The organism is Treponema bryantii, from assembly GCF_900113965.1.
GTDB lineage: Bacteria > Spirochaetota > Spirochaetia > Treponematales > Treponemataceae > Treponema_D > Treponema_D bryantii_A.
The window spans coordinates 1-14,281 of record NZ_FORI01000012.1; the positions used below are offsets into that span (position 1 = coordinate 1).

The 14,281-nt window shown below is 43.6% G+C and carries 10 protein-coding genes and 1 tRNA gene; 4 read left to right on the top strand and 7 right to left on the bottom strand.

Translation table 11 applies throughout. The annotated features are described in order from the left end of the window. Positions 1–265: 265 nt before the first annotated feature. From BM161_RS13015 to BM161_RS13025, 3 genes are all read right to left on the bottom strand, one after another. A complete protein-coding gene (locus tag BM161_RS13015; RefSeq protein WP_074933516.1) occupies positions 266–2,170 on the bottom strand; it encodes a ribonuclease catalytic domain-containing protein in 1,905 nt (634 codons plus the stop codon). A gap of 122 nt (positions 2,171–2,292) precedes the next feature. Further along, on the bottom strand, positions 2,293–3,414 hold the full coding sequence (locus BM161_RS13020) for an ABC transporter ATP-binding protein (protein ID WP_022932068.1): 1,122 nt from the start codon (positions 3,412–3,414) through the stop codon (positions 2,293–2,295). Between the two features lie 227 nt (positions 3,415–3,641). After that, positions 3,642–3,723: transfer RNA gene (locus tag BM161_RS13025), tRNA-Leu, on the bottom strand. Positions 3,724–3,897: 174 nt separating this feature from the next. Between BM161_RS13025 and BM161_RS13030 the strand changes: the two genes are divergently transcribed. Further along, positions 3,898–4,377: a hypothetical protein gene (locus BM161_RS13030; protein ID WP_074933387.1), complete on the top strand. Its 480-nt coding sequence runs from the start codon at positions 3,898–3,900 to the stop codon at positions 4,375–4,377. A 78-nt stretch (positions 4,378–4,455) separates the two neighbouring features. Here the strand turns inward: BM161_RS13030 and fusA are convergent, their stop codons facing one another. The 3 genes from fusA to BM161_RS13045 form a co-directional block, all read right to left on the bottom strand. After that, positions 4,456–6,510 carry an elongation factor G gene (gene fusA, locus BM161_RS13035; protein WP_074933388.1) on the bottom strand — a complete coding sequence of 685 codons (2,055 nt, stop codon included), beginning with the start codon at positions 6,508–6,510 and terminating at the stop codon, positions 4,456–4,458. A 56-nt stretch (positions 6,511–6,566) separates the two neighbouring features. Beyond that, a complete protein-coding gene (gene ilvD, locus BM161_RS13040) occupies positions 6,567–8,252 on the bottom strand; it encodes a dihydroxy-acid dehydratase (protein WP_074933390.1) in 1,686 nt (561 codons plus the stop codon). Between the two features lie 187 nt (positions 8,253–8,439). After that, positions 8,440–10,029, bottom strand: a complete 1,590-nt coding sequence (locus BM161_RS13045) for a leucine-rich repeat domain-containing protein (RefSeq protein ID WP_074933392.1) — start codon at positions 10,027–10,029, stop codon at positions 8,440–8,442. An 86-nt stretch (positions 10,030–10,115) separates the two neighbouring features. Here BM161_RS13045 and BM161_RS13050 point away from each other — a divergent pair, with 86 nt between their 5' ends. From BM161_RS13050 to BM161_RS13060, 3 genes are read left to right on the top strand one after another with little or no spacing between them, the layout of a single operon-like run. Then, positions 10,116–11,102 carry an ATP-binding cassette domain-containing protein gene (locus BM161_RS13050; protein ID WP_074933393.1) on the top strand — a complete coding sequence of 329 codons (987 nt, stop codon included), beginning with the start codon at positions 10,116–10,118 and terminating at the stop codon, positions 11,100–11,102. After that, positions 11,095–11,922, top strand: a complete 828-nt coding sequence (locus BM161_RS13055) for a metal ABC transporter permease (protein WP_244882856.1) — start codon at positions 11,095–11,097, stop codon at positions 11,920–11,922. Before BM161_RS13050 ends, BM161_RS13055 begins: the two co-directional genes overlap by 8 nt. Next, positions 11,919–12,668 (top strand): metal ABC transporter substrate-binding protein, encoded by a 750-nt coding sequence (locus BM161_RS13060; RefSeq protein ID WP_074933395.1) that lies wholly within the window; start codon positions 11,919–11,921, stop codon positions 12,666–12,668. The genes BM161_RS13055 and BM161_RS13060 overlap by 4 nt, the downstream gene beginning before the upstream one ends. On the opposite strand, the gene cimA is transcribed toward BM161_RS13060, so the two are convergent. Then, positions 12,651–14,216, bottom strand: a complete 1,566-nt coding sequence (cimA, locus tag BM161_RS13065) for a citramalate synthase (protein WP_074933397.1) — start codon at positions 14,214–14,216, stop codon at positions 12,651–12,653. The genes BM161_RS13060 and cimA overlap by 18 nt on opposite strands. Positions 14,217–14,281 lie beyond the last annotated feature (65 nt).

Below are 14,281 nucleotides of genomic sequence, written 5' to 3' on the forward strand. Positions count from 1 at the left end.
TAAGGTTAAATTAAAAGGACTGACCCCTTTACAATTCAGGAATCAGTCCTTAAAATCAGCCTAGTTAAAGTGTCCAATAATTGGGGTGCACTTCATCCGGCCGGGTACACTTTAACTATACGGAGGAAATTTCGAGAAAGCAACGGTGACAATGGTTACATTTAGGGTGACTTTTGTTATGTTTGAGGTAACTGAGGTTATTAAAAAGAGTGACTTTGGTTACTGGTGGTTTCGATACGCCCTTCGGGCTACTCAACCACCGGGATTATTTAATACGGCTAAAGTCCACTTTTTGTTCAGGAATATCTACTTTCGAAACTTTCAGGCGGGTTGCATCATTCAACTGAACATCACTGCAGTTGTGCAAGGTTGCCTGCATATCTAGAGAAGGAATTAAGAACAGAGCGTCGTTTCCACGGCGGTCGATACAGAAGGCTTCGTATTCGCTATCAGGATTTTGAAGAAGATAAACAAGCTTCCAGTGAGTATCGCTCTGGCGGCTTGCTTTTTTAGCAGCAATAGATGCGGCGTCACCGGCAGCAACACGTTCGAGCATATCGTCTTTTGCAATAAGATGGCGGCCGTCAATAAAGGCGCGAAGCTGTTCATGAGAAATCAAATCTCCGTAACGGCGAAGCGGTGAAGTAACCTGGCTATAGAAAGAAACGCCAAGTCCAGCATGAGGAGCCGGAGTAATTCCAACAGAACGTTTTCTCATGCACTTAATTCGTGCAAACTGTCCGGCCCAGCCTTCCGGAAGATTATCAGGAAAATCTGGAGCTTCCTGACTGATAAACATAAAAGGAATCTGATTTTTAAAAGCAAAGCGGGCAGCACCCTCCCCGGCCAAAATCATCAGTTCCGCAATCATTTCGTTTGACTCAAGACGCGCCTCAGGTTCAATAGTTACTTTCTTTGTTTCCTTATCTACAGAAATATCAACCTCAGGCATCTGAATTGTAACAGCACCGTTCTTTTCGCGGCGGGCTTTGTTTTTGCGGGCTATCTCAAAAAGAGGTTTCAACTCGGCGTCTTCCTTATGCTCTTCTGCATATTTATATGTAAGACGCTTTACCTTTACGTTAGTTTTAAAAACCTGGCACTCTTCAATCTGGCTTTCATCATCAAGCTTAATTCTAAAAGACAGAGCATGGCTGTCTTCCTTAAGACCAAGAGCGTAATCTTCAAGGCAACTTTCACAGAGCATTCGAGAAGTTCCCTCAGGAATATACAAAGTAGTTCCACGGTCGCGGGCTGCAATATCAATTTTGGAACCTGGCTCAACAGAAGAAGCCGGGTCTGCAATATGAACCCACAAATACTCGCCGTCAAAAGCGACAGCGTCATCAGGGTCTGCAGAATGCTCGCTGTCTATTGCGTAAGCAACACCCGGAACATCAAGACGCTCTTCTTCCGGCATAGCACCAAGCTGGTCTTTAGCAGAATCAAAGCTGAACCCAAAACGTGTCGGATACGGATTTTTAGTAAAATCCCAGATACCGGTATCAATCAAAAGTTTGTGAGCGGCTTCAATTGTCTGAGGAACTCCCGCATCGGCGAGCACCTTAGACTTATCAGTTTTGCAGAGAGCAAAGGCTTCAACCTCTCCCATGAATTTTGCATCCTCTGGAAGGTCAAGTTTACGTGATTTAAGACGCGCAATAAAGGCTGCACGAATTTCAGACTCATGCTCTTTTTCGTATTGTTTTTTATTAAGCGCTTCAATCTCTTCTGCAGAACGCAGGGTAAAACAAATCTCACCGTTTTTCAAAGCATCCTGCGAAAGCTGAAAATGAACATCACCGGCTGCAATCGAATACAAAGCCCACGCTTCGTCAGCCTTAAATCCACCACGAGAATATTCAGCTAAATCAGAAAGAGAAATTGCCTCGCTGGCAGTTGACTCATCAGACATTAAAAGCTCGTAAGTTTCTACAAGCTGAGCCGCCAGACCTTCTGTTGAAAAACCAAGCACATTATCCAGAGAAGAACAAGGTCCCTCATGTAAAAGAACCACATCCTTTTCGCGAACCTTCTGCTCACCGTAAACAGCTTTTTTGCCACTTGCCGTTGCAGGCTGACTACAGAATTTAATGATATATTTATCGCCGTCGCGGTCGTTTACAATTGCAGGTTGGTTTTTATATAAGACAACAGAAAGTTTATTCATAGAAGACATAATAACAAAATTTTTGGATAAAAAAAAGACGTCGTCCACGGGGAACGACGTCTTTCATACAGGTGGTTTCGATACGACACTTCGTGTCTACTCAACCACCGTAGCGACTTAAATTACCATTTCTTTTCGATAGTATCACAGATATTGAGCTCGCCTTCGTCGAGAGCGAAGAACTTAGCCTTTTCCATGTTAGGAACAACGTTTACTGAATCACCAAGGCGGAATTCAGCATTTGCAGTTGTCTTAGCGATGATTGACTGTCCCTTGTTAGAAACGAGGTACAAGTGTGTTTCAGCACCAAGTGGTTCCTTGTTAGTAATCTTCATCTGCATATCATCTTTTGCAGCTGGCTTGTCAACGTATGTAAGGTCTTCAGGACGAATACCGAATGAAACTTCCTTACCAACATAGTCTTTCAAGCTCTTAGCCTGCTCGTCTGTAGGGTTGATTTCGAAAGAACCTTCATCACAAACGATCTTACCGTTCTTCTCAAGAACCTTTACAGTCAAGAAGTTCATTGGAGGTGTACCAATGAAGCCTGCAACGAACTTGTTGATTGGGTTGTTGTAGAGGTAAAGTGGAGCACCAATCTGCTGGATAACTCCGTCCTTCATTACAACGATCTTTGTACCAAGTGTCATAGCTTCGATCTGGTCGTGTGTTACGTAGATCATTGTAGCCTGGAGTCTGTTGTGAAGAGCAGCCAATTCAGAACGCATTGTTACACGGAGCTTAGCATCGAGGTTAGAAAGAGGTTCATCGAACAAGAATACCTTAGGATTACGAACGATAGCACGACCTACAGCAACACGCTGGCGCTGACCACCAGAGAGAGCCTTTGGCTTACGATCGAGATACTGAGTAAGGTCGAGCTGTTTAGCAGCATCGCGAACACGGCGGTCAATTTCAGCCTTGTCCATCTTACGAATCTTCAATCCGAATGCCATGTTATCATAAACAGTCATATGTGGATAAAGAGCGTAGTTCTGGAATACCATGGCGATATCACGATCCTTTGGAGGAACGTCGTTCATTTCAACGCCATCGATGAAGAGCTTACCTTCAGTAATATCTTCCAAACCAGCGATCATACGGAGAGTTGTTGACTTACCGCATCCAGAAGGACCTACGAATACGCAGAATTCCTTGTCTTCAATAGTGATATTAGCATTGTTTACAGCACGAACACCGCCGTCGTAAACCTTACCAATACCTTTAAGTTCTACCTTTGCCATTTTATGTGGCCTCCTTAAGGGTTATATTATTATAACCATTGTAGCACATCCAAGGCAGAAGTCAACAGAGAAATTTCTTATAAGTGTAATTTTTTCGGGCAAAGATATGAAGGGGAAAGCCTTCCCCTCGGCCGCACTTCGTTGCGGCCTACCCCTTCTAACGGGGGACACCCCCGTAACGCCCCCTCCGTGTTAAATAAAAAAGGCTTCCTTATTCAGGAAGCCTTTGCGGAGGAGCCGACTTGAACGGCCACGACTAACGTCACAAGCACCTCAAGCTTGCGTGTCTACCAATTCCACCACCCCCGCGCGGAATGTGATATTTAATATATAGATTTTATGATTTCGTGTCAATATATAAAATGCAGAAAAATTAAAAAAATGATTAATTTCTTATCGGTGATCGACAGAATCTTTACTTTTATTTTTGTATAGTATATCCTAAAATTATCTTGTTATAGAAAAGAAAAGGAGAAGAAAACTATGAAAAAATTATTAATGGTATTGTTCGCTGCAACAATCATGACACTTACCCTCTCAGGAAAATCAAATACTAAAGCTAAAAATATAAATCCTGCACCTTCAGTTATTGACGCTTGTTTTACCAGCAATGTGAACATGGATTCATACGAAGCCACTAAAGAAGCTTACGAAATCAACTCCCTAAGCTTAAACACAGAGTCTGATTTTATTATTTTCAAGATTGATAACTCAGGCAAGAACTTTAACGAAATTCAGTTTAGTCCAAACAGTGACTTTGAACCAAATATTCATTACGACAACTTATATCAAATCTTCAAAGACAAAAAGATTTTCTGGGCAAATATAGGACTTAGATGGAGCGAATTTTCATTTAAGGATGATTTCGCAAAATCAAACGGGACAATTTATATCCGAGCAATTGATAAAAACGGAATCCCAGGCGAAACTTTCGAAATTTCAGAAGTCACAATTACAAAATAAAAGAAATGCCTGAACAAAAAAAAGGGCTGCCCGATAAGATTAAACTTATCAGGCAGCCCTTTTTCATTTAATCTGATATTATCCTAACCCGCCAACCTTAAGCTGGAAGTGGCTGAACTCCATTGAGAAGCTTGCGCGGCCCTGGGTTGCTGAACGAAGGTTTGTTGTAAAGCCGAACATGTTTGCCATTGGAGCCTGGGCGTGAATGATTTCGCCTGTAGTTTTAGAATCCTGGCCCATTATGTTTCCGCCGCGCTGGCTGAGCTGACTGGAAGCAGGCCCTACGAACTCTTTTGGACAAGAAATGTCAACGTTCATAACCGGTTCAAGAATTACAGGATTTGCTGCAGTGCAGGCCTTATCGAATACCTGTGCTGCACAAGCCTCAAAGGCAAAAGTAGATGAAGTAAGCTCATCATATTTAATTGCGGTAACCTTTACACCAACATCTGTACATGGGTAACCATATCTGATTCCAGAATTAAGTGCAGACATAAATCCGTTCTTAATTGATTCGATAATTTCATCAGGAACTTCGGCATGGCGGCAGGTAATTTCAAAGGAGTTACCACTGCCCTGCTCTCTCTGTTCAACTGTAATTGTAAGACCAGCTGTATTTTCTTTTCCGGCAAGCACGCGGCTGAATTCTTCTGTAGCTTCGGCGCTGCCGCTTACAGACTCGCGGTAAGTTACCTGAGGAGCACCTACGTTACACTTTACGCCAAAATCATCACGCATACGGGTAACAAGAACGTCCAGATGGAGCTCACCCATACCAGAAATAATCAGCTGACCAGTTTCTGCATCTTCATGGCTTGTGAAGGTTGGGTCTTCGCGCGACAGGATTTCGAGAGTTTCGTTCATCTTATCCTTTTCGCTCATGCTTTCCGGCTCAAGGGCAACAGAAATTACCGGCTGAGGGAACTTTGGCTGTTCGAGCAATACAGGGAATGCTTCGCTACCAATTGAATCACCTGTCTGAGCAAGCTTAAGACCAATAAATACGGCGATGTCACCTGCACTTACTGAATCGCATGGCTCACTCTTGTTTGCATGCATACGCAAAATGCGGTTTACACGCTCACGTTTCTTTTTATTTGTATTAAAAATCTGAGTTCCTGCCTGAATCTTTCCTGAGTACATACGAACGTAGCACAAAGGTCCCATTTCGCGGTCGTACTGAATCTTAAATACAAGACCGAGCGGCATTTTTGTTACATCACATGGAACATCAACTTCTTCTTCAGTATCTTTCTTAACACGGATTCCCTTTGCAGGAGGAATGTCGAGTGGAGATGGAAGATAATCAATTACAGCATCAATGAGTGGCTGAACACCCTGATTATGGCGGGCACTTCCCATTACAAATGGGACGAAAGTGCGTGCAATTGTACCCTTGCGGATTGCAGCCTTAAGCTGATCTACGCTGATTTCGCCGCCTTCAAGATAAATCTCCATGAGAGCGTCATCGCTTCCAGCAACCATTTCAACAAGCTTTTCGCGCCATTCGTTTGCCTGATCCAAGCGGCTTGCATCAACATCAGTTACATCAAAAGTTTCGCCTTCATCATCTTCGTGCCAGCGGATTTCTTTCATATTAAGAAGGTCGATAACACCTTCAAAGTCCTGACCTTCTCCAATTGGAATCTGGAGAGCAAGACAATCTACACCGAACTTTTCGTGAACATCTTCCATTGAACCAAAGAAGTCTGCACCAATTCGGTCCATTTTGTTCATAAAACAGAGGCGAGGAACAGAGAACTCGTCGGCCTGCTTCCATACAGTTTCTGTCTGTGGCTGAACTCCGTCTACCGCACAGATAACTGCAACCGCGCCGTCGAGCACGCGCAGAGAACGCTCAACTTCGGCAGTGAAGTCTACGTGGCCCGGAGTATCAATAATATTTATCTGATGATCTTTCCAGTAAGTTGTTGTAGCAGCAGAACAGATTGTAATTCCACGCTCCTGTTCCTGAGCCATCCAGTCCATTGTTGCCTGGCCGTCGTCAATTTCTCCAATCTTATGAATCTTACCTGTATAATAGAGAATACGTTCTGTAGTTGTAGTTTTTCCTGCATCAATATGCGCCATAATTCCAATGTTGCGCATTTTTTCCAAACTGTTAGCAGCCATTTTGAGCTCCGTCTGATAAATGAGAATATTTGGTCATTATAGTGATTTTTTAGCGTCTACTCAAGAATTGCGCCTTTGTCAGCGGAAGATACTAACTTCGCATAACGTGCAAGGTAGCCGGTTTTAACCTTTGGTTCCGGCGCTTTCCATGCGGCACGGCGGCGTTCGAGTTCTTCATCGCTTACTTCAAGAGTAATCTTGTAATTGTTGATGTCGAGAGTAATTTTATCGCCCTCTTCTACCAGCGCGATTGGGCCACCAACAGCAGCTTCTGGAGAACAGTGTCCAAGAGAAGCACCGCGTGTTGCACCAGAGAAGCGGCCATCTGTAATCAAAGCAACTTCCTTATCGAGTCCCTGTCCGGCAAGAGCTGCAGTTACAGCGAGCATTTCGCGCATACCAGGTCCGCCTTTAGGTCCTTCATATCTGATTACAACAACATCGCCACTCTTGATTTTGCGGTTCTGAACGGCATCCATTGCTTCGCTTTCGTCATTGAATACGCGGGCTGGACCAGTGTGCTTCATAAGTTCCTTTGCACAAGCAGAGCGTTTTACAACAGTTCCATTTGGAGCAAGGTTTCCGAACAGGATTGCAAGTCCACCGTTGTCGCTGAAAGGATTTTCGATAGGACGCAAAACCTCAGGATTGCGGTTACGAACGCCCTTTATATTTTCTGCCACAGTTTTTCCTGTAACAGTCATAAGGCTTGTATCAATCAGATTTTTCTTAGCAAGCTCTGCAAGAACAGCCTGTACACCACCCGCATCATCAAGTTCGCACATAAAGGTGTGACCGGCAGGAGCAAGGTGACACAAATTAGGAGTTCTGTTAGAAATCTCATTAACCATGTGAAGGTCAATACTAAGGCCTGCTTCGTGCGCAATTGCAGGAAGGTGAAGCATTGTATTAGAAGAACAGCCAAGCGCCATATCGGCAGCAAGGGCGTTCTCAAAGTTTTTCATTGTAAGCATTTTGCGGGCTGTAATTCCACGCTCAAACATTTCCATTACCTTCATACCGGCTTTTTTAGCAAGCGCGATACGGCGTCCGCTTACAGCAGGAATTGTTCCGTTTCCAGGAAGACCAAGTCCGATAGACTCAGTCAAGCAGTTCATACTATTAGCTGTGAACATACCAGAGCAGGCACCACAGCCAGGGCATGCAACAGTTTCCATTTCACGAAGCTGGTCTTCAGTAATACGGCCAGATGCAACAGCACCGACAGCTTCAAACATATCAGTTAAAGAAAGATTGCGTCCAGCATAAGGGTTAGAAGCATCGGCTCCAGGCAAGTGACCAGGCATCATTGGACCACCGCTTACAAAAACAGTTGGAAGGTCAAGGCGGGCTGCAGCCATCAGCATACCAGGAACAATTTTATCACAGTTAGGAATCATAACGAGGGCATCAAACTGATGTGCCTTTGTCATACACTCAATTGAGTCAGCAATAAGCTCGCGGGTAACAAGGGAATATTTCATTCCTTCATGGCCCATGGCAATACCATCACAAACACCGATTGCAGGGAACTCTACAGGAGTACCACCAGCCATGCGGATACCGGCTTTTACAGCTTCGGCAATGCGGTCAAGTTCTATGTGTCCGGGAATGATTTCATTTTTGGCACAGCAAACGCCTACGAGCGGGCGGTCTAATTCTTCATCAGTGTAGCCCATTGCATAAAACAACGAGCGGTGTGGCGCGCGGGCAAGGCCTTTTTTAGCGTTATCACTTTTCATTTGGAAACCTCGATAAATTATGTCATTGCGAGCGCAGCGAAGCAATCTATAGCAATGGATTGCGGCTTGATAATTATCATCAAGCCGCAAAACGAATGAGTCAAGGCTTTAAGCGTAAGCGTGCCTTGACCATTCGTATTGCCACGTCGCCTTTCAGGCTCCTCGCAATGACGATTATTTGTGTATATTACTCGTATTTGTCGCGGATGACAAGTTTTACGAGTGTTTTAGTCTTTAAGAGTGCGGTTCGGCGCTGCTCAACAAGTTCATCTTTTTTGAGACTGATTCTTGCATAATCGCAGATAGTCTTACCAAAATCAGAAAGAGTTGCAGGCGATTCTGCTTCACAGGCAAGAATTACATTCTTCTTAGAGATAAAATGTCTGAAGAACTCCGCAAACTCATCATTGTCGAGAGGGAGTCCATAAAGCATAATTATTCTCTTATAGTCCTGAATTCTGGCAAAAGTCTGACAGCAGGCAATAAGCTTTGAGCTGAAATTATCTTTTCCGTTTTCGTCTTTTGCAAGTTTTTCTGCAATTACATAAAGCTCAGGATCATCTGGAAATTCACCTGCCGGCTCACAATTAAATATTGCGCTCAGCTCAACAGAGTCTGTAAGGATCTGCGCCTTACTGTCGAGAACATCCGGATTATCAGCATTGTGGGTTGCAAGCTCAGACTCTTCGTTCTTAGCAAAAAGCTTTTCGAGTTCAGAATCTGTAATAGCAGCACTTGTACTGCCCTGAGTTGAATCAGACATTACAGACATAGCTTCTGAAAGAACGGCAGTTTCCTGTTCGCTGACAGCAACCTCTTCAGACATAGTATTGCGCTCTTTTTCATCGCCCATAATATCTGCGAGCATTGAATCAACGGCGCTATCCTTATTAATTACATTTGTAGCAGCAGGTTCTTCCGGCTTTGAATCAAATACCGGTTCTGGAGTAGTTACCTGCATGAATACTGCTTCTTCATCTGAAGCACCAATTTCTGCGCTGAATGTATCATCTTCTTCTACTTCTTCTTCATCATTTTCTGAAAGACCAGCAGAAATATCATCCACATTATCTTTATAGAAAGAAACAGAACTGCCCTTTCCGGCATTAGTTTTAAGAACTACTCTGTCTCCTTCATCTGCGGCTTCCCAAAGATAGCCGTCGTCTTCTCCAACATAGAAAAGGCCGCCCTCTCCGTCAACACGGATATTATGCAAAGCAGTACAGCCTTCAAAAGCATCTGGAGCAAGATATTCAAGGCTTGATGGGAAAACTACACTTTCGAGCGCAGTACAGCCGGCAACTGCCTTAGATTCAATTCGTTTTACAGTATTAGGAATTACAAGTGATTTAAGGGAACGACAGCCTTCAAAAACACTTTCCGGCAAAACAGTGATTCCGGCTCTGAAAGGAATATCTGGCAAAGATTCGCAGTCCTTAAAAAGACCTTCCGGGAAAGAAGAAATGCCAGTAGGAAGAGTAACCTTTGTGAGTGCAGAACAACCAGAAAAAAGATATGGAGGAAGTTCTGTAATTCCAGAAGAGAGTTTTACCTTTTCAAGTGATTTAGAATTCTCAAAAAGACAGCTGCCAATTTCTGTAACAGAGTCTGGCAGAGAGATGGACTCATAAGGACAATCTGAAAAAACATCATCTTCTATTCTATGCGCTCCAAACGGAATGCGACCGGTAAAATCTGTTGATGTATCATCTACGCCAATTACAGTATGCATGTCTTCAGAATAAAGCAGACCATTTTTTTTGATATACGAACCCATAAACTTTCCTTTTAGTATTGTTTTATACAATTTTATCATAGGAATTGTTATTTGTCATTTAATAATGTTCATGTTATTCTATATTTATGCTTAAAGTTTTTGATGGCGATACACAAATTTTCTACAGTGAAAGCAAGTGGCTGCATCCGATTTTCGAATTTGAGGATTTTTTGAAGACTTATAACGGGCCGCGCAACAATTTACGTGCCTGGGACAGTGCTATCGGTAAGGCAGCGGCTGTTTTATTGATTCGACTGGGAGTGCTTCAGATTCACGGGGAGCTTGTAAGTAAACTTGCGGTTGATTATACCTCAAAAACTCTTGGTGAAGGAAAACTCACCTATGACACTCTGGTAGACCGCCTTATGTGCCAGACCGAAAGTCAGCTGGAAAATCTTACAGATTCAGATGAAATGTACTATCTGCTGCGCCAGAGGGCAAAGCTTGTACTGGGCGTTCCTGTAAGCATTCAAAATCTTTCATATAAATATGGAAAAATTGACGGTTTGAATCTTGAAGTTCCGGCCGGCGGACGTCTTATGATTCTTGGCGAGAACGGAACTGGTAAAACCACCCTTCTCCGCCTGATTTGCGGAATTTACAAGGCTGATGGCGGCAGCGTTCTGATTGACGGAATGCCTGTAGACAAGCTTCCAAAATACACAATTGGCTACATTCCACAGCTTTCGGAACTGCAGGAAGAACAGAGTTTTGACCTTACTGCCGGTGAAGTTGTTGGGCTTGGAATAAGCGGTAAAACAACACGGGCAAGCCGCCGCGAGCTTGTAGAAGAGGCAATGTCTCGTACCGGCTGTGCACATCTGGAAGGCAGAAAATTTTCAGTACTCAGCGGCGGCGAAAAACAGAAAGTTTCTCTTGCACGCTGTCTTGCACAAAAAGCACGGCTGCTTCTTCTGGATGAACCAACTGCAAACCTCGATAAAGATAACCGCCGCATGGTGGTTGAGATTCTTGCATCTCTTTCCATCTCAGAAATCCCTACCATCATAATGGTAACTCACGATAAAGAACTTACATCTCTTAAGAAGTGGGAGGTACTTAATCTTGGATAAACTCGAAAGACTCGCACTCCTTTTCTCTCTCGCACCGGTTATGAAAGGCTTTATTGCCATGAGCATAAGCGGAGCTGTTTTCCCGCTCTGCGGAGTTATGGTACTGAGACTGAACCTCGTTCCAATGCGCTACATGCTGATGCACGGAGTAATTCTTGGTGGAGCAATTGCAATGGCAATGAACGTTCCCCTCCTTCCGGTAACAATCACTGTAAACTTACTTCTGGTTTTTATGATGATTATGATGACAGGAAGCGGCGAAGGCAGAAACTTTGGCGGCACCAGCGCAGCCACAATGGTTTTAAGTATGGCCCTTGCCTCACTGATTATGCACGTAGCAGACGTTCCTGCAAAAGATACTCTCGACCTTTTATGGGGAAGTCCGTTTGCTTTAAGCTATCTGGACATCACAGCGCTTGGCGTTCTTGCCCTCGTGCTCCTCTTATACGTCATCTTAAATTTCAGAAATATTAAAAACCTCTTTTTCAGCAAAGAGATTTCTATGAGTCTTGGAATTCACGTAAGGCTTCACAACACCATAATGGTAATTATGATTGCATCTGTAGTTGCAATTGCAATGAAGCTGCTCGGTGCTTTTCTGATTGACTCTCTTTTAATTCTTCCGGTAATGTGTGCTGCACCGTTCCTCAAAAAACTGAATCACAACGGAATCCGCTCGCTGTTTATCGGAAGCTGTATAACAGGTTTCTTACTCTCGGTTGCAGGCTATGTCATAGCTGTTGCCGCAGATTTTCCACCAGCTGGAACTATTGCAGTTCTTGCCGGAATATTATTTTTTATAGGAAGGATTTTTAAATGAAAAAAATCTCTAAAATCACTATTGCCCTTTTCGCTGCTCTTGCGCTTTTTAATTCTGCCTGGGCTGCACCAAAGAAAGTTGTTGCTTCTACTTCATGGGCCGCTGCCTTTGCAGACATTGCCGGTGCTGATGAAGTTGAAAGCATTGCCCCTGTAAATCTCCGCCATCCACCGGAGTACGAAATTACTGTAAGCGATGTTCAGAAGATTTCTGATTCTGAAGTTTTCATTTACGCTGGTTTTGAACGCATGATGAAGACTCTTGGCGACAAGGTTCCAAACAAAGGAGTTAGCGTTCAGGTTGTTCTTGATAACTCTCTTGCGACAGTAAAAGAATCTACTTTGAAAATTGCTCAAGCTCTTGGAACAGAAGAGATTCAGAAGGTTCGTTTTGCTGAATATGAAAAGCTTGTAAAAGACGGCCAGAAAAAGGCTTTGAAAAAGAAGCTCAATAAAAAGAAGGTACTGTGCAACAAGAATCAGACATATCTTGCAAAGGAACTTGGTCTAGATATCGTTGGTGTTTTCGGACCAGGACCAGTAAGCGCAGAAGAACTTCTTGAAGCAAAGAAAGCAGGCTATGACCTTATCATTGATAATATTCATAACCCAACCGGAAAACCTGTTACTGAAATTCTTCCAAAGGCAAAATACATTGAATGGCGCAACTTCCCTACTGCCGTTGAACACGACGCACTTAAGAAAGTTGTAAGCGATAATATTGATATGTTACTTGCTGAGTTTTAATTCAAATGAATCTACAAGGGCGATCCATGACGCTTCAATTACGTCGGAAGATACGCCCACTGTAGTCCAGCTGCTCTGCCCGTCGGTTGATTCTATGATTACACGTACACGGGCAGCAGTTGCTGACTTACTATCCAATACACGTACCTTATAATCCACCAGTCTGAAATTAGAAACCACCGGATAAAACTTTTCGAGCGCTTTACGAAGCGCAATATCAAGAGCGTTGACAGGACCGTCTCCCTCACCCGCTGTAATTTCAAAATTTCCGTCTACTTCAACCTTAATCTGAGCACAACAGCAAACGCCCTCTTCCGGACGCGGATTTGAACCTGTTGTCTGATAGTAGTGAAGCTTAAAGAACGGCTTGTACTGTCCGAGCATCTTTTTTACCAGGAGCTCAAAACTTCCGTCGGCACCTTCAAACTGATAACCCGCAGACTCGAGTTCTTTTACCTTTGTCATAAGGTCGCTGACAATAGGATCATTGCGCTTAACGTCCGGCACAAAACGGCGAATCTTCTCAAGAATCATACTGCGGCCGGCAACTTCGCTCATAAGGAATACGCGGGTGTTACCAACAGTTTCTGGCGTGATATGCTCGTAGGCAAAAGGGTTTTTGAGAACGGCGTCAATGTGCATTCCAGCCTTGTGTGCAAAAGCATCTTTTCCAACATAAGGCGACTGAGGATTTACACGGATATTTGTGAGTTCTGCAACACGTTTACAGATTGCAGTAAGATTTGTCATGCTCTCTTCAGGAATAACCTGATAGCCCATTTTTATCTGAAGATTTGGAATGATTGTAGAAAGATTTGCGTTACCCGTACGTTCACCAAAGCCAAGAAGAACTCCCTGAACATGAGTAGCACCTTCTTTTACAGCAACAAGAGAATTGGCAACAGCAAGTCCGCAGTCGTTGTGAGTATGAATACCTACGGTCACTTTTTTTCCATAAAGTTTTACAACCTCAGCTACGGCACGGCGACATTCGTCAATCATAAAGCCGCCTTTTGTTTCGCAGAGACAAAGTACAGTAGCGCCACCTTCAACGGCAGCCTTTAAGGTTTCAAGAGCATAGTCTTTGTCTTCTTCGTAGGCTGTAAAGAAATGTTCTGCATCGTAAATAACCTTGCGGCCGTTTGCAACAAGGTACTCGCACGATTCGCGGATCATCTTGAGATTTTCTTCTGGAGTTGTTTTGAGAATATCTGTTACCTGAAAAGTCCAGGACTTACCGAAAATAACAACAGTTTTTGTTTCGGCAGAAAGAAGACTTTTGAGATTTGCGTCATCTTCGCATTTGCAGTTTTTACGGCGTGTTGAACCGAAGGCACAAACCTGAGCGTTCTTAAACTGAACAGCGGCAGCTGCCTTAAAGAACTCCATATCCTTAGGATTCGACCCGGGATTTCCTGCCTCAATGTAAGTAACACCAAGCTCGTCGAGCTCATGACAAATGTGAAGCTTGTCCTGAACAGAAAAACTAATACCTTCGCCCTGAGCACCGTCGCGTAATGTCGAATCTAGAATCTCAATTTTCTTCATAGGTTAATTATGGAAGAAATGAGAGGAAGTTTCAAGAACCCCGTCATTGCGAGGAGTGAAACGAC

Coding starts and splice junctions, on each gene's coding strand:
- BM161_RS13020 (WP_022932068.1), bottom strand. CDS start 3,414: ATGGCAAAGGTAGAACTTAAAGGTATTGGTAAGGTTTACGACGGCGGT.
- BM161_RS13015 (WP_074933516.1), bottom strand. CDS start 2,170: ATGAATAAACTTTCTGTTGTCTTATATAAAAACCAACCTGCAATTGTA.
- cimA (WP_074933397.1), bottom strand. CDS start 14,216: ATGAAGAAAATTGAGATTCTAGATTCGACATTACGCGACGGTGCTCAG.
- BM161_RS13060 (WP_074933395.1), top strand. CDS start 11,919: ATGAAAAAAATCTCTAAAATCACTATTGCCCTTTTCGCTGCTCTTGCG.
- BM161_RS13045 (WP_074933392.1), bottom strand. CDS start 10,029: ATGGGTTCGTATATCAAAAAAAATGGTCTGCTTTATTCTGAAGACATG.
- ilvD (WP_074933390.1), bottom strand. CDS start 8,252: ATGAAAAGTGATAACGCTAAAAAAGGCCTTGCCCGCGCGCCACACCGC.
- fusA (WP_074933388.1), bottom strand. CDS start 6,510: ATGGCTGCTAACAGTTTGGAAAAAATGCGCAACATTGGAATTATGGCG.
- BM161_RS13050 (WP_074933393.1), top strand. CDS start 10,116: ATGCTTAAAGTTTTTGATGGCGATACACAAATTTTCTACAGTGAAAGC.
- BM161_RS13030 (WP_074933387.1), top strand. CDS start 3,898: ATGAAAAAATTATTAATGGTATTGTTCGCTGCAACAATCATGACACTT.